A 24,977-nucleotide genomic window follows, 5' to 3' on the forward strand; every position below is an offset into this window, starting at 1 on the left:
TCTCCCCGGGTCATTTCTTCGCCAGCGCACGGCGGATGGCGTCGCGCGCCAGCGGCTCGATGACCGCATAGCCCTTGGCGTTCGGATGCACCCCGTCCAGCGTCAGCTCGGGCTTCATGGCCCCATCCGGCGTGGAAAGCGGCGTGTGATAGTCGGCGTAGATGAAGTCCTCGCGCGCCGCGTAGGCCTTCAGCCAGGCGTTCAGTTCGGCGATCTTCGGCGGCGCGGGCGGCAGCGACGGGTTCCAGAACAGCTTCGCCGCCGGCGGCACGGACGCCAGGATCACCTTGGCGCCGCCCGCGCGGGCCAGCGTCGCCATGGCCGCGAGGTTGTTGCGGATCGCGTCGGCGCTGGTCGGGCCTGTGTTGCCGGCGATGTCGTTGGTGCCGGCCATGATGTGCACCACCGCCGGCCTCAGCGCGATCACGTCCGCCTCGAAGCGCACCAGCATCTGCGGCGTGGTCTGGCCGCTGATCCCGCGGTTGACGACGCCGTCGCTGAAAAACGCCGCGTCGGCGACGCCCCAGCCTTCGGTGATCGAGTCGCCCATGAAGACGACGCGGCGGCCCGCGGCCGGACCGGCGGTCAGCCGCGCATTGTCCGCGCGGTACTTGCACAGGTTCGGCCAGTCGCGCTTGGCGGAGTCGGCCTGCGCCGCCTGGTAGGCCTTCAACTGCTCGGGGTCGATCTGCGGCGCGGGCTTGCCGGCCTCGGGGTGATAGCGGGCTGCGACGATGGCGCGGATCGCCGGCGGGACCTCCGCCGCGCCCACGCACGGATCGTCCACGAGACCGGTCGGCGCGTCAGCCGCACGCGCCGCGCCACCCGCGCAGATCGCGAGCATCACGCCCAGCATCGTCGTGAGGCGAGCCCGTCGGCTCAGCATCCTTCCCTCCGCGCAGCCGCTCTCGGCGGCCGTTCTCGTCGTTCTGATGTAATGCATTACACGCGCCGAAGCGCCTGTCGACTCCGTTTCCCCCATCGTCATCCCGCGACCTGTTCGCGGGACCCATGAACACGTGAGAACGCCAAGGACCCGCAGCGTCACCGCCGCGCCCTTCCCGGACACGACAGCGATCATGGGTCCCGCGGACAAGCCGCGGGATGACGAACTTTGGGGCTAGCTCGCCGGCCCCGTCGACGCCCGCACGACCAGTTCGTGCGCCAGGGTCACGGGCTCGCGCGGCGCCGCTTCGCCGGCCAGGATGTCGAGGAGCAGCTTCACGGCCGTGCGCCCGATCTCGGCCATCGGCTGGCGCACCGTCGTCAGCGGCGGATCCAGGAAGCGCGCGTAGCGCACGTCGTCGAAGCCGACGATCGAGAGTCCCGTCGGACAGGCCACGCCCCGCGCCCGGCACGCCGACAGCGCGCCCACCGCGATCTCGTCCGAGAAGCAGAAGACGGCGGTCGGCCGCTCGGGCGCGGCCAGCAGCCGCGTCGTCTCCTGCAGCCCCGATTCGATCGTGTAGTCGGCATGCACGATGGTCAGCCCGCGCTCGGCGCCCGCCGCGATGGCCGCGCGCTCCACGCCCGCCAGCCGCTCGCGCGTCAGGTGGCTCTCCAGCGGCCCGGCGATCACGCCCACCCGGCGGTGGCCCATGGAGTAGAGCAGCCCCATCGCCTCGGCGGCGGCGCGCGAATTGTCGATGTGGACGCCCGCCACGCCGTGCTCGGCCGAGAAGTCGCAGGCGTTGACCAGGGGCGCGTGGCCGCCCCGCGCCGCCGCCACCCGCGCCAGCGACGGCGGCATGCGGTGGCCCAGGAAGATCAGGCCGTCGGCCTCCTTGCGCAGCAGCATCTCGGCGTACTGCGCCTCTCGGGTCTCGTCGCCGCGGGTGTCGCCCAGCAGCACCGAATGGCCGGCCCCCTGAGCCGCCTCCTCGGCGCCCCGCAGCACCTCGGAGAAGAAGGGGTTCGAGACGTCGGGGACCATCACCATGATCTTCGACGTGCGCAGCATCCGCAGGCTCTTGGCCGCGTGGTTCGGCGCATAGTGCAGGGCCTCGATGGCCTCCTGCACGCGGGCCCGCGTCTCGGGCTGCACGATCTCGGGGTTGGAGAGCGCGCGCGACACGGTGGCGGTCGAGACGCCCGCCCGCGCGGCCACGGCCTTGATCGTGCTCACCGGCTCCCCGCTTGATCTGCCCGCTCCGATGGGCGATGAAGATGTAAAGCATTACATAAGGGAGGGGAAGCGATGGGGGAGACGAGCTCGCCGGACGGAATCGAGTCCACGCGCCTGTTCACGGGTAGCTGCGCCGCCGTCACCGCCTTGGCGTTCAGCTTCGCGGCCATGAGCGGCGTGATGTACGCCCTGAAAGGCGAGTTCCTGCTGACCAACGCCCAGGTGGGCCTGATCGGCGGCGCGGGCCTCTGGGGCATGGCGATCTCGCAGATCGGCTTCTCGTCCATCGTCGACGTGGTGGGGATGCGCAACCTCATGCGCCTGACCTTCGTCGGCCACGTGGCGGGCGTCCTCCTCTTCGTCACCGCCACCGGCTTCGGCGGCCTCTTCGCCGGCGCCCTCGTCATGGCCATCGCCAACGGCGTGATCGAGGCGGTCTGCAACCCGCTGGTGGCCACGCTCTATCCCGAGCGCAAGGCCAGCATGCTGAACCGGCTGCACCTGTGGTTCCCCGGCGGCATCGTGCTGGGCGGCCTCGCCATCTGGGGCCTCAGCTACACCGACCTCTCCTGGCGCTGGTCGATGGCCGTCGTGCTGGCGCCGGCCGTCCTCTACGCGGGCCTGCTGGCCACCGCGAAGTTCCCGCCCACCGAGGCGGCCCAGCACGGGGCCAGGTTCACCGACGCCTTCCGCGCCGTCTTCACCACCCCGCTGCTCTGGCTGTTCCTGGGCCTGATGGCGATCACCATGAGCCTCGAGCTCGGCCCCAACCGCTGGATCCCGGCGGTGCTGGAAGCCGGCGGCCTCTCGGGCATCCTGGTGCTGGTGATGATCAACGGCGTCATGGCCGTCGCCCGCGCCAACGCCCATGCGCTGCTTTCCCGCGTGTCGCCGCCGGTCGTGCTGATGATCGGCACGGGCGTGGCGGGCCTGGGCCTGCTCTGGCTGTCCTACGCGGGCGGCCTCGGCCAGACCGTGGCCTCGGCCCTGGTCTTCGCCATCGGCATCGCGGTGGTCTGGCCGACCATGATGGGCTTCATCTCCGAACGCGCGCCCCGCACCGGCGCCCTGGGCCTCGGCCTCATGGCCGCCGCCGGCTCGCTGGCCGTCGGCATCGTCACCACCCCGCTGCTGGGCGAGATCGCCGACAAGCACCTGCCGCAGATCGCGCCCGCCGCCGAGGTCCGCACGATCGCCGCCCAGGTCGCCGCCCAGCCCGGCGTCACCGATCCCAAGCTGAAGGAAGAGGCGCTCGCCATGGCCGGCGCGCCCGCGCTGCCCGCCGACACCGGCGACTTCCTGCGCCGCGCCGCGGCCGGAGAGGCCGGCCCCGGCATCGCCAAGGCCGCGGGGCCTGTCCTCGCCGAGGCCGAGAACAGGAGCGGCCTGCTCAGCTTCCGCTACCTCGTGCCGTTCGCGGCCTTCGTCTGCCTCATCTTCGGCCTGGTGATCCTGATGGACCGCCGCGCCGGCGGCTACGCGGCCCAGGTCGCGCGCGCCCAATTCCAGCAGGAGCCCCGATGACCGCCCCGCCCCTCCGTATCGGCTTCATCGGCTCGGGCTTCATCGCGAAGTTCCACCTCAAGAGCTTCGAGGCGGTCCGCAACGCCCAGATCACCGGCGTCTTCAGCCCCACGCCCGCCAAGCGCCAGGCGCTGGCCGACGCGGTGAACGCCGCCGAGCTCGGCCCCTGCACCGCGCACGACAGCCTCGAGTCCCTGCTGAACGCGCCCGACGTCGACGCCATCTGGCTGCTCTCGCCCAACGACACGCGCCTGGACGTCATGCGCGCGCTCCACAAGGCGGTGAAGGTGGGCGCGTCCAAGGTCCGCGCCGTGGCCTGCGAGAAGCCGCTCGGCCGCACGCTGGCCGAGGCCCGCGAGGTGCTGAGCCTCGCCGAGGACGCCGGCCTGGCCCACGGCTACCTGGAGAACCAGGTGTTCTCCACCGCCGTCGAGCGCGGCAAGGAGGTCATCTGGCGCCGCGCCGTGCCCGCCGCCGGCCGCCCCTACCTCGCCCGCGCCGCCGAGGAGCATTCCGGCCCGCACGAGGCCTGGTTCTGGCGCGGCGACAAGCAGGGCGGCGGCGTCATGAGCGACATGATGTGCCACTCCGTCGAGGTCGCCCGCTTCTTGCTGACGAAGCCCGGCGCGGCGCGCAACAGCCTCAAGGTCACCTCCGTCCAGGGCTCGGTCGGCTACCTGAAATGGAGCCACGGCGCCTACGCCAAACAGCTCCAGGCCACCTACGGCAAGGACGTCGACACCGTGCGCCGCCCCATCGAGGACTTCGCCCGCGCCACCGTCACCCTGGAGGACGAGACCGGCGCGCCGCTGATCATCGAGGCCTCGACATCCTGGTCCTACGTCGGCGCGGGCCTGCGCATCGACCTCGCCCTGCTCGGCCCCGAGTACGCGATGGAGTTCTCCTCGCTCAGCCCGGCGCTGAAGGTCTTCCTCTCCCGCGCCATCACCGGCGAAGGCGGCGAGGACCTGGTCGAGAAGCAGAACGCCGAGCAGGGCCTGATGCCCATCGTCGAGGACGAGGCCGGCGTCTACGGCTACATCGGCGAGAACCGCCACATGGTCGACTGCTTCCGCCATGGAAGGACGCCCATCGAGACCTTCGAGGACGGCGTCGAGGTCGTCCGCATGATCATGGGCCTCTACAAGTCCGCCGAGGAAGGCCGCGTCATCCACGTCGACGACCCCGGCCTGGAGACCTACGTCCCGCAGCCGGCGCGGTAGGCGCGAGCGCCTACTCTTCGTTCGGAATATTGAGAAGCGCGCCGCAGGCCTTGCAATGCACGGCGTCCGGGTCGTGACGCATCAGCCCGCACGCCTCGCAGGTGAAGCGCACCTTGTAGGGCTTGATCAGCGTCTGGGCGAAGCGGACGAAGAGGGTGATCCCGCTGATCATGATGACGATCGTCAGCAGCCGGCCCCAGGCGCCCGGGAGCGTGATGTCGCCGAATCCGGTGGTCGTGAGCGTCGTCACCGTGAAGTAGAGCGCATCGACATAGCCGTTCAGCCCCGGATGGCTGCGCGCGAAGCTGGCGTAGACGAAGCCCGTCGCCACGAAGATGAAGGTGACCAGGGTGGCCAGCGACTTCGAGACGTCCTCCACGCGGCTGTCGTCGTAGCGGCGTCCGACCGTGTGCCAGAAGATCTCGCTGTGGACCAGCGACCACAGCCTGAGCACCCGCAGGAAGGCGAAGTTGAACAGCCACAGCGGGAACAGAAGCGTCGCCAGCACGAAGAGGTCGAGCCAGCTCGACGGCCGCCGAAGGAAGGTCCGCAGGCTGACGTCGGCGAGCGCGCGGGCGCCGATGTCGAGCGCCAGCACCAGCGCCACCACATAGTCGAACGTCAGGTAGACCGGATAGTAGTCCCGCAGGAACGGCGCGGCGATGAAGAAGCCGATCAGCAGCACGTCGATGGCGATGACCCAGAGGCGGAACCGCACCGCCTCGGGCGACGCGCCGTGGTAGAGTTCGCGCAACCGGACCCGCACGCGCGGCAGCGCGCGTCGCCTGCCGGGTTCGTCCGCCACCCCTTGCGCCACGCATCGCCTCCTTGGCCATGAACCCCTCGGCGTTCCGCGGGTTCATCCGACTGCCGCGCAGCGTGGCGCGGTCGGTGAAGGAGTACAACCATGCCCGCCAAGTCCGCCGCCCAGCAGAAGGCCGCCGGGGCCGCCCTCTCCGCCAAGCGCGGCGACACGCCCAGGAGCAAGCTCAAGGGCGCGTCGAAGTCGATGCTGTCGATGACCGAGAAGCAGCTCGAAGAGTTCGCCCACACCAGGCGCAAGGGCAAGCCCGAGCATGTGAAGCACTAAGCCCCTTGCGGCGCCCGGCTCCGACCGGCCAAGCTCTCCCCCAACCCGGCCATCGAGTCCGGGACGGGGAGGGTTTCGATGGACCGGATCACACGTCGTGGGCTGGGCGCGCTCGGGTTTGCGGCGCTGGCGAGCGAGGCGTTCGCCAAGGCGCCCGCGATCAGGTCGGCCTGGCCCGACGCCACCGAGACCGCGGCGATGATCCGCGGCGGCCAGCTTTCCGCGCTGGAGGCGACGAAGGCCGCCATCGACCGCACCCTGAAGCTGCAGCCGAAGCTGAACTTCGTCGTCGCCTCCGACTTCGACCGCGCCCTCACGCGCGCCGCCGCCGGCGCCAGGCCCGGACCGTTCGGCGGCGTCCCGTTCCTGGTGAAGGACCTGGACGACTATGTGGGCCTGCCCACCCGCAACGGCAGCCGCGCCTTCCTGTCCCTGCCGCCGGCGACGAAGCAGGACGCCCTGATCGACGCCTACGAGAAGGCGGGCGTGAACGTGATCGGCAAGTCGGCGACGCCCGAGGCCGGCTTCCTGCCGACCACCGAGCCCCTCGCGTTCGGCGCGACCCGCAATCCCTGGGACATAACCCGCTCCTCCGGCGGCTCGTCGGGCGGCGCGGCCGCAGCGGTGGCCTCGGGCGCGGTCGCCATCGCCCACGCCAGCGATGGCGGCGGCTCGATCCGCATCCCGTCGTCCTGCTGCGGCCTCTTCGGCCTGAAGCCCTCGCGGGGCCGCACGGTGGACGCCCGCGGCGACACCAGCATCCGCAACATCGGCGTGAGCCATGTGGTGACCCGCAGCGTCCGCGACTCCGCGGCGATGTTCGCGGCGACCGAAGACTCGGGTTCCGGCGCCCAGCACCCGCCGGTCGGCCTCGTCACCGCGCCGCTGAAGCGCAGGCTCCGCGTGGGCCTGGTCCTCGACGGCGGCGCGGGCAAGGCGCCCTCGCCCGAGGTGCGCGCCGCCACCGAGAGCTCGGCCAGGCTCATGCGCGACCTCGGCCATACGGTCGTGCCGACGGCCTGGCCGATCCAGCAGACCTTCATCAACGACTTCCTGCTGCTCTGGGCGTCGGGCGCCGTGGGCCTCGCCGACGCGATCGAGAAGGCCTCCGGCCGCAAGGCCGACGACACCCTGCTGGAGCCCTTCAGCCTCGGTCTCGTCGACATGGCCCGCCGCGCGCCGAAGGACGCCCTGCCTGAGGCGCTGGTGCGGCTGGAGGCGGCGGCGAAGGCCTACGACGCCTGGTTCGTGACGAACCGCTTCGACGTGATCCTGTCGCCCGTACTCGCCTGGGCGCCCCCGAAGCTGGGCGAGGTCGGACCCACCGTGCCGTTCGACACCCTGGTCGAGCGCCTGATCGAGTACGTGGGCTACACCACCTACCACAACGTGGCCGGCGGCCCGGCGATGAGCGTGCCCCTCAACTGGACGCCGGAAGGCCTGCCGGTCGGCACGCAATTCGCCGCCCGCGTCGGCGGCGAAGGCCTGCTCTTCCAACTCGCCTACCAGCTCGAAGCCGCCCGCCCCTGGACCGACAAGGCCCCGCCGGTCCGGGCGTAGCTTTGACCGCGGGTCACCCTCGTAGTAATGTTGCTACATGACCCGAGCGTTCTCTAGTCGAGACTTCAACCAGGACACCGCTGCCGCCAAGCGCGCTGCGAAGGACGGCCCGGTATTCATTACGGACCGGGGAGAAGCAGCCTACGTGCTTCTGACGATCGAAGCCTATCGTCGCCTGACGGGGAGCAAGACACTGGGAGACCTCATCGGCATGGAGGATGGGGCCGATATCGACTTCGATCCGCCTCGCATGGGCGATATCGCTCGTGGAACCCCTGTCGACCTCGACTTCGACTGATGTACCTGCTCGACACCAATGTGGTGTCCGAACTCCGCAAGTTACCCTCCGGTCGCGCCGACCCCAACGTGGTGGCGTGGAATGCGCACAGCATCCCCGAGGCCACGTTCATATCAGCGATCACCGTCATGGAACTGGAGTTGGGCGTGATGCGTCTCGAGCGACGCGACCCCATTCAAGCCGTGCAGTTGCGGGACTGGTTTGAAGGCGTCCTGCTACGGCGCTTCCATGACCGCATTCTGCCGATCGATGCGGCGATCGCACGCCGGTGCGCCAGCCTTCATGTGCCGGACCCAAGGTCGGAGCACGATGCGATGATCGGCGCCACAGCGCTCGTGCATAATCTTATCGTCGTCACCCGCAATACCGCCGACTTTGCGCCCATGGGCGTCCGGCTGATCGATCCGTGGCAGGCGCAGGCCTGACCTAGAGCATCGTGCCGAAAAGTGGCGGCCGGTTTTCGGCGAAAACGATGCGAAATCAAAAATCTAGAGCCCGGTGCGTGATTCTCGAATCACGCACCGGGCTCTAGATCGTCCCCATCGCGGTCCAGATGCCCATGGCTAGGCCCAGGGCGCGCATGTCGCCCTGGGTCGTCGGGGCCATCTTGTTCATGGCGTAGGCGATGGTGGTCCGCGCCTTCATGTCGATGAGGATCAGCGAGCCGCCGTAGCCGCCCCAGTACATGCTGTCGTCCGGGTTCGGCAGCGGGATCACGCCGGCCAGCCCGAAACCCAGGCCGAAGCGCGCCGGCATGCCGAGGATCAGGTCCTCCCCCTCGACCTGCAGCTCCAACGCCTTGCGGCAGCCGGCCTCGGACATGAAGCGCTTGCCCTTCGCCACCCCGCCGTTGGCCAGGATCGTATGCACCAACGCCACCGAGCGCGCGTTGCCCGTGCCGCCCGCGGCCGGGATCTCGGCGCCGCGCCAGGCCCGCGTCTTCGTCGCCGAGACGTCGATGCCGGGGTTCAGCGACATGTTGGCCTGCAACTCGGTCTGCCCGGCGTTCGAGCCCACGCCCGTCCCCGGCGGCGGCGGGATCAGTTCGGCGACGCGGCCGTCTTCCGAGGCCGGCAGGCCCACCCAGAAGTCGGCGCCCAACGGCTCGGCTATCTCCTCGCGGAACACCGCGCCCAGCGACTTGCCGGTGATGCGGCGCACCACCTCGCCCACCAGGTAGCCCTGGGTGAGCGCGTGGTAGCCGGGGGCCGTGCCCGCCTCCCAGAACGGCGCCTGCGCGGCCAGGAGCGAGGTCATCTTCTCCCAGTCGTAGAGGTCCTCGGTGGTGATCTTCTCCTTCCAGCCCGAGAGGCCGGCGGAGTGGCTCATCAGGTGGCTGACCTTCGTCTCCGCCTTCCCGTTGGCGGCGAACTCGGGCCAGTACTTCGCGACCGGCGCGTCAAAATCGAGCTCGCCGCGGTCGGCGATCAGCAGCGCCGTCAACGCCGTGACCGTCTTCGTCGTCGAGTAGACGTTGACGAGGGTGTCCCGCGCCCACGGCCGGGTGCGCGCCGGGTCGGCCCAGCCGCCCCAGAGGTCCACGACGGTCTCGCCCTCGACCGTCGCGCAGAAGCAGGCGCCGACGTCCTCGCCCTTCTCCAGGTTCTCCTCGAACTGCGTACGCACCGCGGCGTAGCGCTCGTGGACGTCGCCGTGGACGGAGCCGTCGGCCATGATCTTACCCTCCCCTGATCCCGGTCATCCTCGCGCATGCGGGGACCCAGACTTCTCTTCTTGCTCCGATCGAGCGCGGCCCCAGCCCAAAAAGCAAGCCTGGGTCCCCGCATGCGCGGGGATGACCGGGTTGTGGAAGCTTCGAACTGGACGCCTCCTAAGCCGCCAGCCCTTGCAGGCGCGCCGCCGTTTCGCGCACCCGTTCCGGCCCGCCCAGGATCTGGCGGTTCTGGCCGATGCGCTTGAACCAGTAGTGGAGCCCCAGAAGGTCGGTCATGCCGATCCCGCCATGCACTTCCGTGGCCGTGCGGGCGATGAAGCGGCCGATCTCGGAGGTGTGCGCCTTGGCGTGGGCGGCCATCAGCGGCGCCTCGTCGGGCGCATGGTCGAAGGCGTAGGCGGCGTACCAGACCAGCGCGCGCGCCGGCTCCAGCTCGGCGGCCATCTCGGCGCAGAGGTGCTTCACGGCCTGGAAGCTGCCGATGGTGCGCCCGAACTGCTTGCGCTCCTTCGCGTAGTCGACCGCCTTCTCCAGCATCGTCTGGCACGCGCCCAGCGTGTCGGCTGCGATCATCGTCCAGGCCGCGTCGCGCAGCCGCTCCAGGGCCTGGTTCGAGCTGAGCGCCTCAGCCGGCGTGTCCTTGAAAGTCAGCTCCGAGAGCCGCCGCGTGGCGTCGATCGACGTCATCGGCACGGCCTCGACTGGCTCGGCCAGATGCAGCCCGCCCGCCCGGTCGGCGACGATCAGCAGGTCCGCCCCGGGCGCGTCGAGCGCGAACAGCGCCTTGCCCGTCAGCTTGCCGTCCTTCGCCGTGACTCCCGCGCCTTCGCGCGCGCCCGCGATCGGCTCCGAGATGGCGACACCCGCCGTCGCCTCGCCCGAGGCCAGCTTCGGCAGCCACTCGGCCTTCTGCTCCACGCTCCCGCCCAGCGTCAGCGCCAAGGGCGCCAGCACTGCCGAGCCCAGGAACGGCGTCGGCGCGACCACCTTGCCCAGCGCCTCGGCCGCCAGCGCGGCCTCCAGCAGGCCCAGGCCCAGCCCGCCGAACTCCTCGGGGACGAGCAGGCCCGGAAGGCCCGCATCCGACAGCCCCGCCCAGATGTCCGGCGCGGTCATCTCGCCGCCGTCGGCGAACCTGCGCACGCGATCCAGCGGCGAGAGCTGCGCCAGCGCCTTGTTCAGGCTGTCCTGCAAGAGGCCCTGGTCTTCGGAAAGCGCGAACCTCATTGGGGCGCCGCCTTCGGCTCGCGCGGCATCCCGAGGCCGCGCTCTGAAATGATGTTCTTCTGGATCTGCGCCGTCCCCCCGCCGATGATCAGGCCGAGGTCGAACATGTAGTTGCGCTGCCAGTTCCCCTTGGCCCGCAGGTACGGCCCGTCGTGGTAGAGGATGCCCAGCTCGCCCAGGGCGTCGATGGCCAGCGCCGCGACCTGGTGGTTCAACTCGCAGCCCTGCAGCTTCACGACCATCCGCGCCAGGCCCGCCGTGTCGTCGGTCGCCGTGCGCAGGCCGTTGAACTTCATCGACAGCACGCGGGCCTGGAGCTGCATCAGCCGGTCGCGGAAGACCGGGTTGTCGATGACCCGCTGGCCGTCGACCGTCTCGGATTTCATCAGTTCGATCAGCGCCTTGAGCCGGGCTTCTGTCGCGTTCGGGTCGCCCAGCATGCCCCGCTCGTGCTTCAGCGTCGCATTGGCCACGAACCAGCCGCGCCCGCGTCCGCCGACCACCGCCGACTTCGGCACCCGCACGTCGGTGAAGAACACCTCGTTGAACTCGGCGACGCCGGTCATGGTCTTCAGCGGCCGCACCTCGATCCCCGGCGTCGACATCGGGAAGAGGATGTAGCTGATGCCCTCGTGCTTCGGCGCGTCCGGCTCGGTGCGGACCAGGCAGAACATCATCTGCGCCTGCATGGCCGTACTTGTCCAGATTTTCTGGCCACTTATGAGGAAATCCTCACCGTCCTCGACCGCCTTGGTCTGGAGGTTGGCGAGGTCCGATCCCGCACCCGGCTCGGAGTAGCCCTGGCACCACAGGATCTCGCCCGCCAGCGTCGGCGGGATCCAGCGCGTCTTCTGCTCCTCGGAGCCCACTTCGAGCAACGTCGGGACCAGCATCGAGATGCCCTGCCCGGCCATGCCGCGCGGCGCGTTCGCGGCGATGAATTCCTCGGCGATGATCCGGCTCTTCAGGATGTCGGGCGCCGCGCCGAAGCCGCCGTAGGCCTTGGGGATCGTGCGCGCCGCGTAGCCGTTCGCGATCAGCGTCTTCTGCCACGCCCGCATGTCCTTCGGGACGCCGTCGGCATATTCGTCCTTGTGGGCGTCGAGGAAGGCGCGCACCTCGTCGCGGAAGGTGGCAAGCTCGGGGGTGAGCGTCAGGTCCATGCGCGGCTCCGGAAGTCCTACGCCGTCACTCCAGCCCACTTTCGGCCGGCGGCGCAACGGCGCCGTGGCGTCAGCGTTTGGGATGAATGGAGGAGTCGACATGCGTCACGTCCTGCTGGCCGCGTCGGCCGCCCTCGCCCTCGCCCTCGGAAGCTGCCAGAGCCCCGGCTCCGGCGACCCGTTCGTCGGCTTCGGCCCGAACCCGGAGCTGGCCCAGCCGCGGACCGGCCTGATCCCGTCGGTGGGCGTGCCCGAGGTCGTGGGCTGGCCGGCCAACGCCGCGCCGCAGGCGCCGCCGGGATTCAAGGTCACCCGCTTCGGCGAAGGCCTCGACCATCCGCGCTGGCTCTACGTCCTGCCCAACGGGGACGTGCTGGTGGCCGAGTCCGCCGGCCCGGCCAGCCGGGGCGACAAGAACAGCAAGGGCGTCCGCGGCTTCTTCCAGAAGATGCTGATGACGAAGGTCAAGTCCGTCGTGACCAGCCCCGACCGGATCCTGCTGCTGCGCGACGCCGACGGCGACGGCGTGGCCGAGACCAGGACCATCTTCGCCCAGGGCCTGAAGAGCCCCTTCGGCATGACCCTCGTCGGCGACACCCTCTACGTGGCCAACCACGACGGCGTCGTGAGCTACCCCTACCGCACCGGCGACACGCAGGAGACGGGCCCCGGCGCGCCGGTCTTCGCCCTGCCCGGCCCGCCCATCAACCACCACTGGACGAAGAACGTCGTCGCCAGCCCGGACGGCGCGAAGCTCTACGCCACCGTCGGCTCCAACTCGAACATCGGCGAGAACGGCATGGCCGCCGAGGAAGGCCGCGCGGCGATCTGGGAGTACGACCTCGCCACCCGCAAGGCGCGCGTCTACGCGAGCGGCATCCGCAATCCCAACGGCATCGACTTCGAGCCGACGACGGGCGCCATGTGGACCGTCTCCAACGAGCGCGACGAGATCGGCAATGACCTGCCGCCCGACTACCTCACCAGCGTCAAGGACGGCGGCTTCTACGGCTGGCCCTACAGCTATTGGGGCCGGAACGTCGACAGGCGGGTGAAGCCGCAACGGCCCGACCTGGTGGCCGCCGCCCTGACGCCCGACTACGCCACCGGCCCGCACACCGCGTCGCTGGGCCTCGCGTTCTACCGCGGCGACGCCTTCCCGCCGGCCTTCCGCGGCGGCGCGTTCATCGGCCAGCACGGCTCATGGAACCGCAAGCCGCTGAACGGCTATCGCGTGGTCTTCATCCCCTTCGCGGGCGGGCGGCCGCAGATGCCGCCGCAGGCCTTCCTCACCGGCTTCCTCAACGCCGACGACAAGATCCAGGGCCGCCCGGTCGGCGTCATCGTCGACAAGCGCGGCGCGCTGCTGGTGGCCGACGACGTGGGCGGCATCGTCTGGCGGGTTGCGCCGTCGGCCTGACCTTCCCTTCCCGTTCACGGGAAGGGAACGGATAGTTGACAGTCGTAAGATTTACGCGCGTAGTTCGTAGCGGCCCGGAGGTTCCCGTGTGTGACCTCTTCCTCGGCGGTCGTCGGCCCAGCCCGGCGGCCGCCGCTTTTCGAAGAAGCACGGATTTCACGGATTAGCGCCGGCCTCCATCCGTGTAATCCGTGGTTCTGAAGTGACAGCGCCTGCGGCGGCTCAGCTCATCTTGTAGACGCAGAGCTTGTTGCCATCGAGGTCGCGGAAGTAGGCGCCGTAGAAGCCGCCGCCGCGGTCGCCCGGCGGGCCTTCGCAGGTCGCGCCCGCCGCCATCGCGGCGGCGTGAACCGCATGGATCTGCTCCGGCCCGCTCGCCGCCAGGGCGACCATCACGCCGTTGCCGACGCTCTGGGCGTTGCCGTCGAACGGCAGGGTGATCCCGAGCAGCGCGCCGCGGCCCGAGCCGCCGAAGTAGGTCGAGCGCTCGTAGTCGAGCGCCCGCTTGCCGCCGAGCGGGGCCAGGACGGCGTCGTAGAACGCCCTGGCCCGCGCGAGATCGGTGACGCCCAGGGTGGTGTAGCCGATCATCTCAAGTTTCCCTTGGGGCTCAGCCCATCTTGAAGACGCAGATCTTGTTGCCGTCGGGATCGCGGAAGTACGCGCCGTAGAAGGTGTCGGTGCGCATCCCCGGCGCGCCTTCGTCCACGGCGCCGGCGGCGATCGCGGCGGCGTGGACGGCGTCCACCTGCGCATGATCCTGCGCGGAAAGCCCGAACATCGACCCGTTGCCGGCGGTGGCGGGCTTGTCGTCGTAGGGCTTGCAGATCGCGATCATGCCGGACGTGGCGCCGCCCATATAGAACTGCATGCGTTCGTTGGCGAAGGCGCGCTTGCCGCCCAGCGGCGCGAACACCGCGTCGTAGAACTTGGCCGACTTTTCGAGGTCGTTGGCGCCGATCGTCGCGTAGCCGAGCATGGGTATTCCCTCCTGTGAAGCGCCACCCTAGCCGATGACCTGTGCGGAAGCGCAAGCTGGGTCGTGACGCGCCGGGCGGTCTCCGTCCATTATCTGCGGGATAAGGGGAGACGCTGACATGGCGCGTGGACTGGTGTTCGGGGTGGCGGCGGCGGGCCTGCTGGCGGGGGCGGCGCATGCCGGGGTGTCGAGCGCCGTGAAGGTCGAGGACCGGGCGGTGAAGGGGCTCGCCCAGCCGGCCGAGATCATCGTCGACCGCTGGGGCATCCCGCACATCTACGCGAAGTCGGCCAGGGACGCGTTCTTCCTCCAGGGCTACAACGCCGCCCGCGACCGGCTGTGGCAGATCGACCTCTGGCGCAAGCGCGGCCTGGGCCGCCTCTCGGCCAGCTTCGGCCCGGCCTATGTGGCGCAGGACCGCGCCGCCCGCCTCTTCCTCTACCGCGGCGACATGGCGGCCGAGTGGGCGGCCTACGACCCGAGCGCCCGGGAGGCGGTCGAAGCCTTCGCGGCGGGCGTCAACGCCTACGTGGCCGAAGTGCAGGCGGGAAAACGCCCGCTGCCCGTCGAGTTCAAGCTGACGAAGAGCGCGCCCGAGCTCTGGGCCGCCGAGGACGTCCTGCGCATCCGCAGCCACGCCCTGGTCAGCAACGTGACGTCCGAGGTGGCCCGCGCCCAGGCCGTCTGCGCCGGCGGCCTCGACGCCGACACGCTGCGCCGCCGCCTGGAGCCCGCCCACAAGGTCGTCATCCCCAAGGGCCTCGACCCGTGCAGCGTCCCGGCCGACGTGTTGAAGGACTACGTCCTCGCCACCGAGCCGGTGAGCTTCAAGGCCATGACCCGCGAGGCGTCGGCCGAAGCGCCCAAGGCGCTCGCCCAGGTGATCGACGAGCGCGCCGCCGAGGGCTCGAACAACTGGACCATCTCGGCCGACCGCAGCGCCACGGGGCGGCCGATCCTCGCCGGCGATCCCCACCGGCCGGTCGGCGCGCCCTCGCTCCGCTACATCGCCCACCTCGACGCGCCGGGCCTGTCGATCATCGGCGCGGGCGAGCCGGCGCTGCCCGGCGTCTCGATGGGCCACAACGGGACCACCGCCTACGCCATCACCATCTTCTACATCGACCAGGAGGACCTCTACGCCTACGAGGTCCAGGGCAACGCCTATCGCTACAAGGGCGGCTTCGAGCCGATGAAGGTGGTCAAGGAGACCATCGAGGTGAAGGGCGAGGCCCCGCGCGAGGTCGAATTGCACTTCACCCGCCATGGCCCCGTCGTCTGGCAGCAAGGCGCCAAGGCCTTCGCCATCCGCACCATCTGGAACGAGCCCGGCCTCTCCGGCTACTTCGGCTCCTCGCGCATGTGGCGCGCCCAGGGCTGGGACGACTTCCAGACCGCCCGCAACCGCTGGGGCGCCCCGCCGCTCAACCTGGCCTACGCCGACACCAAGGGCGACATCGGCTGGTCGGCCGCGGGTAGGACACCCGTGCGCCCGAACTGGGACGGCCTGATGCCCGTGCCGGGCGACGGGCGCTACGAGTGGAAGGGCTTCGTCGAGGACGGCGGCCTGCCGGTCACGAAGAACCCCGCGGCCGGCTTCTTCGCCACCGCCAACGCCATGAACATCCCCGCCGAGCCGGCCTATCCGCGCGAGCGGCGCAAGCTCGGCTTCGAGTGGGCCGACGACACGCGGTCCGTGCGCATCCACGAGGTGCTGTCGGCGCTGCCGAAATCGACGCTGGCCGACTCCATGGCGTTGCAGGGCGACAGCACCAGTCCGCAGGCGCGCCGCGGCCTGGCGCTGCTGAAGGGCCTGACGTCCACCGACCCCGACGTGTCGCGGGCCCTCGCCCTGCTGGAGGCCTGGAACGCCGACGAGCGCACCGACAGCGCCGCCGCCGCGATCTACGAGACCTGGGCCGTGAAGCACCTCGGCCGCCGCGTGACGGCCGCGGCAGGCGTCTCGCCCGCGGCCCAGGCGCTGGTCGGCGCCAGCACCCCCGACCCGCTCCTGACGTGGCTCGAGGGCCAGCCGCCCGGCGCGCGCGCGCCGATCCTGCTCGCCAGCCTCGCCGACGCCATCGGCGAGTTGAAGGGCCGCCTCGGCCCCGACATGGGAACCTGGACCTGGGGCCAGCTCCATCGCGCCGTCTTCGTGCCCGCCGTCGCCGCCCTGGCCGACGAGAAGCTCGCCGCCCAGATGACCCTCGGCCCGCTTCAGGTCCCCGGCTCGGCCTCGACCCCGCGCGCCGCCACCTGGGACGCCCGGACCTTCAACCAGACGGCCGGCGCCTCGGTGCGCTTCGTCCTGGACGTGGGCGCCTGGGACAACTCGATGATCATCAACACCCCCGGCCAGTCCGCCGACCCGGCGAGCCCCCACTACCGCGACCTCTTCCCGCTCTGGGCCGCCGGGTCCTACATCCCCCTGCGCTTCACCCGCGCCGCCGTCGAGGGCGACGCCGAGACCCTGATGAAGCTCACGCCAGCGCCGTAGCTTCCTCTCCCCCCGTGAGCGGAGCGAACGGAGAGGGAGAGGGCAGGGAGAGGGCGGCGCGGAAGAACGAGCCGCTCAGCGGTTCCTCGGCTACCACAGACGTCACCCAGCCGCCCTCTCCCTCTCCGCTTCGCGGGGGGAGAGGAGAGTTAGCCGAACGTCTTGCGGGCGCGGAAATAGAGGCTGCCGCCCCACTCCAGGTCGCGCACGTCGGTGTAGTCGAGCACGCCACGGCTGCGCGGGCCGACGTAGACCTCGCGGATGCGGCGTGCGTTGCGCTGGTTCATCGCCTGCGCCTCGACCCGCAGCGTCAGGTCGGGCGCGGCCTTGTACTCCGCGAACAGCAGGACCGTGGCGGTGACCTTGCGGGTCTCGATCTCGCTCAGCCGGTAGGTGGTCTCGCGGAAGCCGCCGACCACGTCGGCGCCCCAGACGGTGTGGATCGCCGGCAGGTCCTGGGTGAAGTGCGCCTCCCAGCTCACCGGCCCGTTCTGCGATCCTTCGCGGACGTCGGCGGGCCGCAGGACCGAGATCTCGCGCTTGATGCCCGTCAGCGGATCCGTCACCCGCGTCCGGCGCCGGATGACGTAGCCGCGGAACTGCGCGCCGGGCACGCCCAGCCGGTCCAGCGGGAGCGTCAGGTTCAGCGCGTATTCGTCCTTGGTCCCGTTGCCGATGTTGCCCGGCGAGTCCGCCAGGATCGCGCCCGTCGGCCCGAAGATCGGGACGCGGTCGACCACGTCGGACAGCTCGAAGTGGCGCACGGTCAGCACCAGCGCGCCGCCGCCCCAGAACCGCCGCTCGGCCGCCGCCTCGAACACCCACGCCTGCTGCGGCGTCAGGTCGGGGTTGCCGGCCGACAGCGTGCCGGTGGACGCCACGTTCGAGGTGGCGACGAAGTCGTCGAAGTTGAGCTGGCCCACCTCGCGCTCCAGCCGCAGCCGCACCTGGTTCACGGGGCTCGGGCTCCAGGTCGCCGCCACTCGCGGCTTGGTGAAGCGCAGCGTCTTCTCCAGCGCCACGTCGCCGCGCGACGTCACGGTCGACTGCTCCTGCCGCACGGCCGCCTCCAGGGCCAGGGTCTCGGTCGCACGCCAGTTCACCCGGCCGGCCAGCTCGGCGCGCTTCTCCTCGAACTGCACGTTCGCGGCGGGCACCACGACGGCGCGCCCGTTCACGGTCAGGGACGTCTCGCTGTCCAATCTGTTGAGCGCGCCCTCCAGGCTGCCCTCGAACGACAGCCGCGGCGACTGGCGGCGCTTCAGCGTCACGCGCCCCACCGTCTCGGTGCTCTCGCGGTCGAGGGCAAAGTCGCGCACCAGCGCGGGCGCCTCGAAATGGACCGTCGTGTCGCTGTCGTTCATCTGCCGGAAGGCGATCACCTCCAGCCCGGTCGTGGCGCCGAGCGCCCGCGAGAAGCGCAGGCCTGTCTCGATCTGCCTGCGGTCGATCCGGTCGTATTCATACTCCTTCCCGCCGCCGACATAGCGGTCGTAGAGCTCCACGAACGATGGATTGAGCTGGTAGGCGCCGTTCAGCCGCACCCGGCCGCCCAGGGCCGGCGTCTCGAAGGCGCCGATCGTGTAGATACGCTGGCCGCCGCTGTCGACGTCCACGTTCGAGCGCAGGCGCACCGCGCCGTTCGCGCCGACGCGGGTGCGCACCCCGTCGCCCAGTTCCTCGTTCGGCCCCTTGCCGTAGACCTGCGACAGCTCCGCAGAGCGGCCGCCCGGCCACCGCCACTGCGCCTCGGCCCGCAGGCTGTTCAGAACCCGCCCGTCGTAGATGAAGTTGGCGATGGGCGAGACCGCCGCCTTGAACCCCGCCGCCTGCCGCCGCACGACGTTGGCCAGCACCGAGCGGCCGTCCATGTCGATGCCCGGCGCGCCGCCGCGGATCAACTCGATGCGCTCCACCGAACCCGCCGGGATGCGCTTCAGGATCTCGTCCAGGGCGTCGTTCTTCGACACCGGCGGCTGGCCGTCGATGATCACGTTGCCCGCCGCCCCGGCCAGGCCGCGCACCGCGGCGCCCTTGTCGAAGGTGAAGCCCGGCAGGCGGATCACCATGTCGTAGGCGCTGGTCGGCTGCGCCTCGGCGAAGAAGCCCGGCGGATAGGCCGTGATCCCACGCTCCGCGGGCGCGGCCGGCGGCGGTGTGTTGGCGACAACGATTTCGGCCGCCGGCGGCGCGGCCGCGGCGATCAGAAGCCAAGGACCCATTCCAGGGGTTCCCTCCCGGCTTCACTGTCGCCCGCTTCGAACGCCTGAGCTACCGGCGTTCACCTATCGGCGGATTTAGAAAACCGGGTGCGGCTTTCACGTAACAGCGTACGCGGATGGCCCCACTTTCTCCCCCCTCTCTCTCATGAACGTCATCCCCGGCCTTGTGCCGGGGATCCATGGTTCAGCCACCCGAACGCCCTGGCGGCGAACCGCGCCGCGCGGTTCGCTCCCGCCGCCTTGCGGCCGACGGATGGATCCCCCGGCACAAGGCCGGGGATGACGTTCAGGATGAGGGGAAGAGGGCTAGACCCGCCCCGTGACCGGCACCAGCGAGCCCGTCACCGCCGTCGAAGCCTCGCTGGCGAGGAACAGGATCACCGCCGCCAGGTCGTCGGGCGCGACCCAGACCGAAGGGTCGGTGTCGGGCATGTCGGCGCGGTTGGCCGGGGTGTCGATGATCGAGGGCAGCACGGCGTTGACGGTGATCCCGTCGCCCTTCAGCTCCTCGGCCAGCGCCTGGGTCAGCGCATGCACGCCCGCCTTCGCCGCCGAATAGGCGCCCATGCCTGCGCCCGCCTTCAGCGCCGCGGCCGAGCCCACGTTGACGATCCGCCCGTGGTCGCTCTTCCTCAGGTGCGGGATCGCCGCGCGGCTGGCGTTGGCGGCGGTGACCACGTTCAGCCTGAAGAGGTCGGCCCAGCGCGACGGGTCCTGCCCCTCGATCTTCTCCCAGACGAAGCCGCCGGCGATGTTCAGCAGGGCGTCGATCCGACCGTACCGCTCGCCGATGGCGGCCATCGCGGCGCCCACCTGCACGGGATCGGTCAGGTCCGTCTCGGCCAGCACGAGCGCCTCGCCGCCCACGCCCGCCGGCGCCTTGGCCGCATCGATCAGCGCCAGGCCCGCCCCTTGCGCCGTCGCCGCCTTCGCGACGGCCGAGCCCAGGATGCCGAAGGCTCCGGTGATGACGACGACGCGGCCGGCCATGCTCTCTGCTCCGTTCCTCCCTTCCTCCTCGATGGAGGAAGGGCCGGGGATGGTGGGGGCCTTATCGGTGTGGCTGCGGAGACGCCAGCGTCTCTCGCGCGCACGATTTCGTTCAGCGGTCACACCACCCGACCCTCCTCCATCGAGGAGGAGGGCTTCAGTGGGTCGGTCTTAGAGCCGCTCGACGATCGTCACGTTGGCCAGGCCGCCGCCTTCGCACATGGTCTGCAGGCCGTACTTCTTGCCGCGCGCCTTCAGCGCGTAGAGCAGCGTGGTCATCAGCTTGGTCCCCGAGGCGCCCAGCGGGTGGCCCAGCGCGATGGCGCCGCCGTTGACGTTCAGGCGGTCCGGATCGGCGCCCGTCTTCTGCAGGAACGCGACCGGCACCGAGGCGAAGGCTTCGTTGACTTCGAACAGGTCGATGTCGTCGATCGACAGGCCCGCCCGCTTCAGCGCCCGCTCGGTCGCCGGGATCGGGGCTTCCAGCATGATCACCGGGTCGTGGCCCATCACCGACAGGTGGTGGACGCGCGCCATCGGCGTCAGGTTGTGCTCCTTCAGCGCCTTCTCCGACACGACCATCACGCCCGAGGCGCCGTCGCAGATCTGGCTGGAGGTCGCCGCGGTGATCGCGCCGCCTTCCTGGAGGAGCTTCACGTTCTTCATCGCTTCCAGGCTGGCCTCGAAGCGGATGCCCTCGTCGGCCTCATGGCGCACCGTATTGCCCTCGGCGTCCTTGCCGTCCAGCACCAGGATCTCGTCCTTGAACGCGCCCGCCTGGGTGGCCGCGATGGCGTTCTGGTGGCTGCGATAGCCGTACTCGTCCAACTGGTCCTTGGTCAGTCCGTACTTCTTGGCGACCATCTCGGCGCCGGCGAACTGGCTGAACTGGATGTTGGGGTAGCGCTCTTCCTGCTTCGGGCTCTTCGGCACGCCGAGGCCCGCCTTGGCCGGCAGGATCACCGCCATGCCCATGGCGCAGCGCGTCATGCTCTCCACGCCCGAGGCGATCACCACGTCCTGGGTGCCGCTCATCACGGCCTGGGCGGCGAACTGCAGGGCCTGCTGCGACGAGCCGCACTGGCGGTCGACCGAGGTGGCCGGCACGCTTTCCGGCAGGCTCGACGACAGGACGGCGTTGCGCGCGATGTTGGTCGACTGCTCGCCGGCCTGGGTCACGCAGCCCATGATCACGTCCTCGATCACCGCCGGGTCGATGCCCGTGCGCGCGACCAGGTCGTCCAGCACCTTGCCGGCCAGGTCCGAGGGGTGCCAGTCGCGGAGGCGGCCGCCCTTGCGGCCCCCGGCGGTGCGGGTTGCGGCGACGATATAGGCCTCGGCCATGTCATTGCTCCAATGTCTCGCGCGCCGTCTTCGGCGCTTCGGGAGGGTTCTAGGCGGGCGCCGCAGCGGAAGACAACGGAGGGTGACGCACGCGTCATGCCTGGCGCATCGCCCAAGCCCGGCGGCTGACAGATTTGTAAGGGGGCCGCCGGATGGCTGAAAGCTGGCCGCGTGAGGTTGTGGGCGTCGGGTCGACGTGACCCGTTGGGAACAGGAACCACCTTCCATGAAGCTCCGCCTCGCCGTTTCGGCCCTCACCGCCCTCGCCCTCGCCGGCGCGCCCGCCCTCGCGCTCGCCCAGGGTGCGACGCCGGCCGCGACCCCGCCCGCCAAGACCGCCCACAAGGCTCCGGCCAAGAAGGCGCCGGCCAAGAAGGCCGCGGCGAAGACCGAAGCCAAGACCGACGCCAAGACCACGAAGTAACGACGACCGGTAGAGGCGTCGGCCCCGCACGGCCGGCGCCTCTCCGCCTAACTCCCCAGGAACGTCATGGCCGGGCTTGTCCCGGCCACCCATACGCGCAGGCAGGCGTCAGGACGCCGCAGCGTCGGCCGCGGCGCCCTTCCGAATGCCGCCGGTGTTCATGGGTGGCCGGGACAAGCCCGGCCATGACGTTCTGAATTGAATAGGTCTTCAGCCCGGCCCGTGGGTTCGCCCTACGCGGCGAAGGTCCGCGCCAGGATCCGCTCCAGCCAGTCCCTGTCGACGCCGTCGAACGCCGCCGGGCGTTCCGAATCCACGTCGAACACGGCGATCAGCTCGCCGCCGCCGTCCACCACCGGAACCACGATCTCGCTCGCCGAGCGGCTGTCGCAGGCGATGTGCCCCGGGAAGGCGTGGACATCCGCCACCACCTGCGTCTCCCGCGTCGCCGCCGCCGCGCCGCAGACGCCGCGTCCGAACGCGATGCGCAGGCACCCCAGCGTGCCCTGGTAGGGCCCCACCACCAGCTCGCGGTCCTTCGTGGGATCGACCACGTAGAAGCCCGTCCAGAAGTAGTCCTCGAAGCTCGCGGCCAGCATCGAGGCCACCGTCGCCATCCGCGCGGTGAGGTTCGGCTCGCCCTCCAGCACCGCGGCGATCTCCTCGGCCACGGCGGCGTAGCGCTCGGCCTTCGCGGCGGGCAGCACGGTCTCGTTGAACGCTTCGGCCATGCCGGTGATGTAGCGGGCCGCGACGGCCGCGGCCAGCGGCGCCCGAGGCGCACCCCCGCCTTACGTCCGCTTCTGACGCACGCGCATGTTCCGCTGCCGCCCTGTCCGCGACGTGCTCAAGACGCCGCTTTCAGATGACTCCGAACCAATTTGCCCGCTAAAGTTGTCGAGACATCGGCTATCGAGGGGAAACTCATGCCGAAGGATGGCCCCGTTCACATCGTCAAGGCCGGGGACACGCTCTCCGGTATCGCCCGGCGGTACGGCGTCACGCTGGCCGCGCTGAAGACCGCCAACCCCACTATCCGGAACGCGAACGCGATCGGCGTGGGCCAGAGGATCGCCCTCCCCGCCGCACCCCCGCCGCCGCCCGTGGCGGCGGCGCCGGCCCCGGCGCCCAGGGCGGTCCCCGCGACCTGCAAGGTCGTCGCCGGCGACACGCTGGGCGGGATCGGCGCGCGGTACGGCATCGGCTGGAGGGCGATCGCCGACCTCAACGGCATCGCGGCGCCCTACGTGCTCCGGATCGGCCAGGTGCTGCGCCTGCGCGCGGACGACGGGCAGCCGCCCGCGACGCCGACGCCGCCGGTCCCGACGCCCCCGCCGCCGCCCGGCGCGACGTTGGGCGGCCTCTCCCCGAACGGGGCCGACTTCCTGTTCGCCCATGAGGCGCAGACCGGCGTCAGCGACCGGCCGCACTGGCCGAAGGGCGCGAGCGGCGTAACCATCGGGCCGGGCTACGACCTCAAGAACCGCACCCGGGAAAGCGTCGTCGCCGACCTCACGGCGGTCGGCATGAGCGCGGCCATGGCCGGCGATCTGGCGAGGGGTTGCGGGTTGCGTGACGCCGCGGCCCAGGCCTTCTGCACGGCGAACGCCAACATCCGCGTCACGCCGGCGCAGGAGCGCGCGCTGCTCGCCAAGGCCGTCGGCCCCTATGTGACCGCCGTGCGTGGCCTGATCCGCGTCCCCGTCACCCAGAACCAGTTCGATGCCCTGGTGTCGCTGGCCTACAACATCGGGACCCCCAACTTCAGGGACTCCACCGCCCTGGAGCGGCTCAACCGCGGCGACTTCGCCGGCGCCGCCGAAGCCATGGCCTGGTGGAACAGGTCGGGCGGCAAGGTCGTGCAGGGCCTGGTCAACCGCCGGGCCGACGAGGTGGCGCTGTTCAGGAAGGCCGGGACGCCGGCCGCGCCGCCGCCTGCGCCGCCCGCACCCCAGGCGCCGGGAACCGCACCGACCGGACCGTCGTACGCCGAGCTCGTCCGGAACAACGGGTCGGAGGCCGCGGTGGCGGACCTCGACGCGGGGCGCGCGGTCCTGCTCGGGCTGCGCAAGCAGACCCCGTTCGACGCGAACGGCGGCAACGGGCTGTACGACGACACCATGGTCATCGTGCGCAGGAACGGCGGCGGCTACGGAGCCCAGACCTTCAGGTGCAACACCGAGCCCAGCACGCGCTACCTGAGGCCCGGCAGCAACTCGCGACCGCCGGACGCCGACGGGGACGGCCGCCCCGATCTCGGCCAACTGAAGTCGGGCCAGACCGTCGAGTACATCCGCGGCGTCTACCGCATCGACAACAGGGACACCCTCGCCCTCCGGGCCGACCCGAACGCGACGGCCATCGTCCAGCGCGATGTGGACCAGGACGGCCGCATCTCGGCGATGGAGCCCCAGACCCGGGTCAAGGGCGCGGCCGCCATGCACATCCACGTCGGCGGGCGGAACATCACGGGCTCGATGGGGTGCCAGACCCTACCCCCGGACGAACACGCGCGGTTCTTCCAGGCGCTGGAGGCTGTGGCCGACCAGCAGCGGTTCCGCTACGTGCTGCTCGACGCGCCGCGCTGATCGGACGGCGCCCGGAAGTGAGGCCGACCCTGCGTGTCCTGCCGGCCTGTGTGGCCGCCCTCCTGCTGAACGCCTGCGACCGGCGCGAGCCGGCGCGGCCGGAACCGCCGGCTCGCGCGCCAGCGGCCACGCCCGCGCCGCCTCCCGCGCCCGCTCCTGCGCCTGCCCCGGCGCAGGTCGAAGCGTCGGCGGCGGATGAGGATCACGGACCGATCACAGGCGCGACCGCGGCCATGTTCCAGGGCGAATGGCGCGTGACCCGCGTCGACGTCGCGCCCAGCCCCGTGCAGGCCCTCGTCCCGAACGACCCGACCTACATGGGCGCGCGCCTGGTCGTGACCCCGCGCCGGCTGAGCTGGCGAGGCGGCGCGCCCCCGACGCTGAACGAGGTCTGCGTGATGCCGGCCTTCGAGCCCGCCGACGAGCCGGCCGGCAAGCTGCTGCGGGACTACTACGAGGCCGACGTGCTGCCCGAGGCGAAGCGCGCGCCGGCGGCGACCCTCGGCTGCGGCCAGGGCCCGTTCGGCCCCGAGGCGGCGGGCGGCGCCATCGCCGTCCGCCTCGCCCCGGACCGGATGGCGCTCACCTGGTACGACGGCGCCATCCTGATCCTCGAACGCGTGGCGCC

General features: G+C 70.9%; 23 protein-coding genes. 11 read left to right on the forward strand and 12 right to left on the reverse strand.

Translation table 11 applies throughout. From position 1 onward, the window contains the following. Nucleotides 1-10: 10 nt before the first annotated feature. Nucleotides 11-886, reverse strand: coding sequence for an SGNH/GDSL hydrolase family protein (locus KF737_RS18450; protein ID WP_296458423.1), 876 nt, complete (start codon nt 884-886; stop codon nt 11-13). A gap of 234 nt (nt 887-1,120) precedes the next feature. Then, nucleotides 1,121-2,125, reverse strand: coding sequence for a LacI family DNA-binding transcriptional regulator (locus KF737_RS18455; RefSeq protein WP_296458426.1), 1,005 nt, complete (start codon nt 2,123-2,125; stop codon nt 1,121-1,123). A gap of 72 nt (nt 2,126-2,197) precedes the next feature. On the opposite strand from KF737_RS18455, the gene KF737_RS18460 reads away from it, so the two are divergent. Beyond that, the gene (locus tag KF737_RS18460) at nt 2,198-3,649 is read left to right on the forward strand and encodes a sugar MFS transporter (protein ID WP_296458429.1); all 1,452 of its coding nucleotides are present in this window, start codon (nt 2,198-2,200) and stop codon (nt 3,647-3,649) included. After that, entirely contained in the window at nt 3,646-4,872 is a 1,227-nt protein-coding gene (locus tag KF737_RS18465; protein ID WP_296458431.1) for a Gfo/Idh/MocA family oxidoreductase, read from the forward strand. The genes KF737_RS18460 and KF737_RS18465 overlap by 4 nt, the downstream gene beginning before the upstream one ends. A 10-nt stretch (nt 4,873-4,882) precedes the next feature. On the opposite strand, the gene KF737_RS18470 is transcribed toward KF737_RS18465, so the two are convergent. Then, nucleotides 4,883-5,689, reverse strand: coding sequence for an ion channel (locus tag KF737_RS18470; protein ID WP_296458434.1), 807 nt, complete (start codon nt 5,687-5,689; stop codon nt 4,883-4,885). 90 nt (nt 5,690-5,779) lie between these two features. Between KF737_RS18470 and KF737_RS18475 the strand changes: the two genes are divergently transcribed. The 4 genes from KF737_RS18475 to KF737_RS18490 all read left to right on the forward strand — a co-directional run bounded on the left by KF737_RS18475 (nt 5,780) and on the right by KF737_RS18490 (nt 8,245). After that, nucleotides 5,780-5,962 (forward strand): DUF3008 family protein, encoded by a 183-nt coding sequence (locus KF737_RS18475; RefSeq protein WP_296458437.1) that lies wholly within the window; start codon nt 5,780-5,782, stop codon nt 5,960-5,962. A 78-nt stretch (nt 5,963-6,040) separates the two neighbouring features. Further along, nucleotides 6,041-7,522, forward strand: coding sequence for an amidase (locus KF737_RS18480; protein WP_296458441.1), 1,482 nt, complete (start codon nt 6,041-6,043; stop codon nt 7,520-7,522). A gap of 37 nt (nt 7,523-7,559) precedes the next feature. After that, nucleotides 7,560-7,820 (forward strand): type II toxin-antitoxin system Phd/YefM family antitoxin, encoded by a 261-nt coding sequence (locus KF737_RS18485; RefSeq protein ID WP_296458443.1) that lies wholly within the window; start codon nt 7,560-7,562, stop codon nt 7,818-7,820. Continuing rightward, a complete protein-coding gene (locus tag KF737_RS18490; protein ID WP_296458446.1) occupies nt 7,820-8,245 on the forward strand; it encodes a type II toxin-antitoxin system VapC family toxin in 426 nt (141 codons plus the stop codon). Before KF737_RS18485 ends, KF737_RS18490 begins: the two co-directional genes overlap by 1 nt. A gap of 103 nt (nt 8,246-8,348) precedes the next feature. Here KF737_RS18490 and KF737_RS18495 read toward each other — a convergent pair whose 3' ends face one another. The 3 genes from KF737_RS18495 to KF737_RS18505 all read right to left on the reverse strand — a co-directional run bounded on the left by KF737_RS18495 (nt 8,349) and on the right by KF737_RS18505 (nt 11,885). Beyond that, nucleotides 8,349-9,494: a serine hydrolase domain-containing protein gene (locus KF737_RS18495; RefSeq protein WP_296458449.1), complete on the reverse strand. Its 1,146-nt coding sequence runs from the start codon at nt 9,492-9,494 to the stop codon at nt 8,349-8,351. A gap of 157 nt (nt 9,495-9,651) precedes the next feature. Then, nucleotides 9,652-10,722: an acyl-CoA dehydrogenase family protein gene (locus tag KF737_RS18500; RefSeq protein WP_296458452.1), complete on the reverse strand. Its 1,071-nt coding sequence runs from the start codon at nt 10,720-10,722 to the stop codon at nt 9,652-9,654. After that, nucleotides 10,719-11,885 (reverse strand): acyl-CoA dehydrogenase family protein, encoded by a 1,167-nt coding sequence (locus KF737_RS18505; protein WP_296458454.1) that lies wholly within the window; start codon nt 11,883-11,885, stop codon nt 10,719-10,721. The genes KF737_RS18500 and KF737_RS18505 overlap by 4 nt, the downstream gene beginning before the upstream one ends. A 100-nt stretch (nt 11,886-11,985) precedes the next feature. On the opposite strand from KF737_RS18505, the gene KF737_RS18510 reads away from it, so the two are divergent. Then, nucleotides 11,986-13,305, forward strand: coding sequence for a sorbosone dehydrogenase family protein (locus tag KF737_RS18510; RefSeq protein ID WP_296458457.1), 1,320 nt, complete (start codon nt 11,986-11,988; stop codon nt 13,303-13,305). Nucleotides 13,306-13,527: 222 nt separating this feature from the next. Here KF737_RS18510 and KF737_RS18515 read toward each other — a convergent pair whose 3' ends face one another. After that, nucleotides 13,528-13,896, reverse strand: coding sequence for a VOC family protein (locus KF737_RS18515; protein ID WP_296458460.1), 369 nt, complete (start codon nt 13,894-13,896; stop codon nt 13,528-13,530). A 19-nt stretch (nt 13,897-13,915) separates the two neighbouring features. After that, nucleotides 13,916-14,284: a VOC family protein gene (locus KF737_RS18520; RefSeq protein ID WP_296458463.1), complete on the reverse strand. Its 369-nt coding sequence runs from the start codon at nt 14,282-14,284 to the stop codon at nt 13,916-13,918. Between the two features lie 118 nt (nt 14,285-14,402). On the opposite strand from KF737_RS18520, the gene KF737_RS18525 reads away from it, so the two are divergent. Then, on the forward strand, nt 14,403-16,781 hold the full coding sequence (locus tag KF737_RS18525) for a penicillin acylase family protein (protein WP_296458466.1): 2,379 nt from the start codon (nt 14,403-14,405) through the stop codon (nt 16,779-16,781). Nucleotides 16,782-16,930: 149 nt separating this feature from the next. Here KF737_RS18525 and KF737_RS18530 read toward each other — a convergent pair whose 3' ends face one another. From KF737_RS18530 to KF737_RS18540, 3 genes are all read right to left on the reverse strand, one after another. Beyond that, nucleotides 16,931-19,003: a TonB-dependent siderophore receptor gene (locus KF737_RS18530; protein WP_296458469.1), complete on the reverse strand. Its 2,073-nt coding sequence runs from the start codon at nt 19,001-19,003 to the stop codon at nt 16,931-16,933. A gap of 306 nt (nt 19,004-19,309) precedes the next feature. Beyond that, nucleotides 19,310-19,993: an SDR family NAD(P)-dependent oxidoreductase gene (locus KF737_RS18535; RefSeq protein ID WP_296458473.1), complete on the reverse strand. Its 684-nt coding sequence runs from the start codon at nt 19,991-19,993 to the stop codon at nt 19,310-19,312. Between the two features lie 171 nt (nt 19,994-20,164). Beyond that, nucleotides 20,165-21,337, reverse strand: coding sequence for an acetyl-CoA C-acetyltransferase (locus KF737_RS18540; protein WP_296458476.1), 1,173 nt, complete (start codon nt 21,335-21,337; stop codon nt 20,165-20,167). A 226-nt stretch (nt 21,338-21,563) separates the two neighbouring features. Here KF737_RS18540 and KF737_RS18545 point away from each other — a divergent pair, with 226 nt between their 5' ends. Further along, nucleotides 21,564-21,761 carry a hypothetical protein gene (locus tag KF737_RS18545; RefSeq protein WP_296458479.1) on the forward strand — a complete coding sequence of 66 codons (198 nt, stop codon included), beginning with the start codon at nt 21,564-21,566 and terminating at the stop codon, nt 21,759-21,761. 233 nt (nt 21,762-21,994) lie between these two features. Here KF737_RS18545 and KF737_RS18550 read toward each other — a convergent pair whose 3' ends face one another. Beyond that, nucleotides 21,995-22,492 carry a GAF domain-containing protein gene (locus KF737_RS18550; RefSeq protein ID WP_296458480.1) on the reverse strand — a complete coding sequence of 166 codons (498 nt, stop codon included), beginning with the start codon at nt 22,490-22,492 and terminating at the stop codon, nt 21,995-21,997. A gap of 195 nt (nt 22,493-22,687) precedes the next feature. Here KF737_RS18550 and KF737_RS18555 point away from each other — a divergent pair, with 195 nt between their 5' ends. Next, nucleotides 22,688-24,349, forward strand: a complete 1,662-nt coding sequence (locus KF737_RS18555; protein ID WP_296458483.1) for a LysM peptidoglycan-binding domain-containing protein — start codon at nt 22,688-22,690, stop codon at nt 24,347-24,349. 233 nt (nt 24,350-24,582) lie between these two features. Beyond that, a partial coding sequence (locus KF737_RS18560; protein ID WP_296458486.1) for a hypothetical protein occupies nt 24,583-24,977 on the forward strand: 395 nt, incomplete at its 3' end.

Source organism: Phenylobacterium sp. (assembly GCF_019636135.1).
Classification (GTDB): domain Bacteria; phylum Pseudomonadota; class Alphaproteobacteria; order Caulobacterales; family Caulobacteraceae; genus Phenylobacterium.

What these genes read in the sequence shown, in the direction of transcription:
- KF737_RS18450 (WP_296458423.1), bottom strand. Translation starts at nt 886, where the DNA reads ATGCTGAGCCGACGGGCTCGCCTCACGACGATGCTGGGCGTGATGCTC.
- KF737_RS18460 (WP_296458429.1), top strand. Translation starts at nt 2,198, where the DNA reads ATGGGGGAGACGAGCTCGCCGGACGGAATCGAGTCCACGCGCCTGTTC.
- KF737_RS18465 (WP_296458431.1), top strand. Translation starts at nt 3,646, where the DNA reads ATGACCGCCCCGCCCCTCCGTATCGGCTTCATCGGCTCGGGCTTCATC.
- KF737_RS18475 (WP_296458437.1), top strand. Translation starts at nt 5,780, where the DNA reads ATGCCCGCCAAGTCCGCCGCCCAGCAGAAGGCCGCCGGGGCCGCCCTC.
- KF737_RS18480 (WP_296458441.1), top strand. Translation starts at nt 6,041, where the DNA reads ATGGACCGGATCACACGTCGTGGGCTGGGCGCGCTCGGGTTTGCGGCG.
- KF737_RS18485 (WP_296458443.1), top strand. Translation starts at nt 7,560, where the DNA reads ATGACCCGAGCGTTCTCTAGTCGAGACTTCAACCAGGACACCGCTGCC.
- KF737_RS18490 (WP_296458446.1), top strand. Translation starts at nt 7,820, where the DNA reads ATGTACCTGCTCGACACCAATGTGGTGTCCGAACTCCGCAAGTTACCC.
- KF737_RS18495 (WP_296458449.1), bottom strand. Translation starts at nt 9,494, where the DNA reads ATGGCCGACGGCTCCGTCCACGGCGACGTCCACGAGCGCTACGCCGCG.
- KF737_RS18500 (WP_296458452.1), bottom strand. Translation starts at nt 10,722, where the DNA reads ATGAGGTTCGCGCTTTCCGAAGACCAGGGCCTCTTGCAGGACAGCCTG.
- KF737_RS18505 (WP_296458454.1), bottom strand. Translation starts at nt 11,885, where the DNA reads ATGGACCTGACGCTCACCCCCGAGCTTGCCACCTTCCGCGACGAGGTG.
- KF737_RS18510 (WP_296458457.1), top strand. Translation starts at nt 11,986, where the DNA reads ATGCGTCACGTCCTGCTGGCCGCGTCGGCCGCCCTCGCCCTCGCCCTC.
- KF737_RS18515 (WP_296458460.1), bottom strand. Translation starts at nt 13,896, where the DNA reads ATGATCGGCTACACCACCCTGGGCGTCACCGATCTCGCGCGGGCCAGG.
- KF737_RS18520 (WP_296458463.1), bottom strand. Translation starts at nt 14,284, where the DNA reads ATGCTCGGCTACGCGACGATCGGCGCCAACGACCTCGAAAAGTCGGCC.
- KF737_RS18525 (WP_296458466.1), top strand. Translation starts at nt 14,403, where the DNA reads ATGGCGCGTGGACTGGTGTTCGGGGTGGCGGCGGCGGGCCTGCTGGCG.
- KF737_RS18530 (WP_296458469.1), bottom strand. Translation starts at nt 19,003, where the DNA reads ATGGGTCCTTGGCTTCTGATCGCCGCGGCCGCGCCGCCGGCGGCCGAA.
- KF737_RS18535 (WP_296458473.1), bottom strand. Translation starts at nt 19,993, where the DNA reads ATGGCCGGCCGCGTCGTCGTCATCACCGGAGCCTTCGGCATCCTGGGC.
- KF737_RS18540 (WP_296458476.1), bottom strand. Translation starts at nt 21,337, where the DNA reads ATGGCCGAGGCCTATATCGTCGCCGCAACCCGCACCGCCGGGGGCCGC.
- KF737_RS18545 (WP_296458479.1), top strand. Translation starts at nt 21,564, where the DNA reads ATGAAGCTCCGCCTCGCCGTTTCGGCCCTCACCGCCCTCGCCCTCGCC.
- KF737_RS18550 (WP_296458480.1), bottom strand. Translation starts at nt 22,492, where the DNA reads ATGGCCGAAGCGTTCAACGAGACCGTGCTGCCCGCCGCGAAGGCCGAG.
- KF737_RS18555 (WP_296458483.1), top strand. Translation starts at nt 22,688, where the DNA reads ATGCCGAAGGATGGCCCCGTTCACATCGTCAAGGCCGGGGACACGCTC.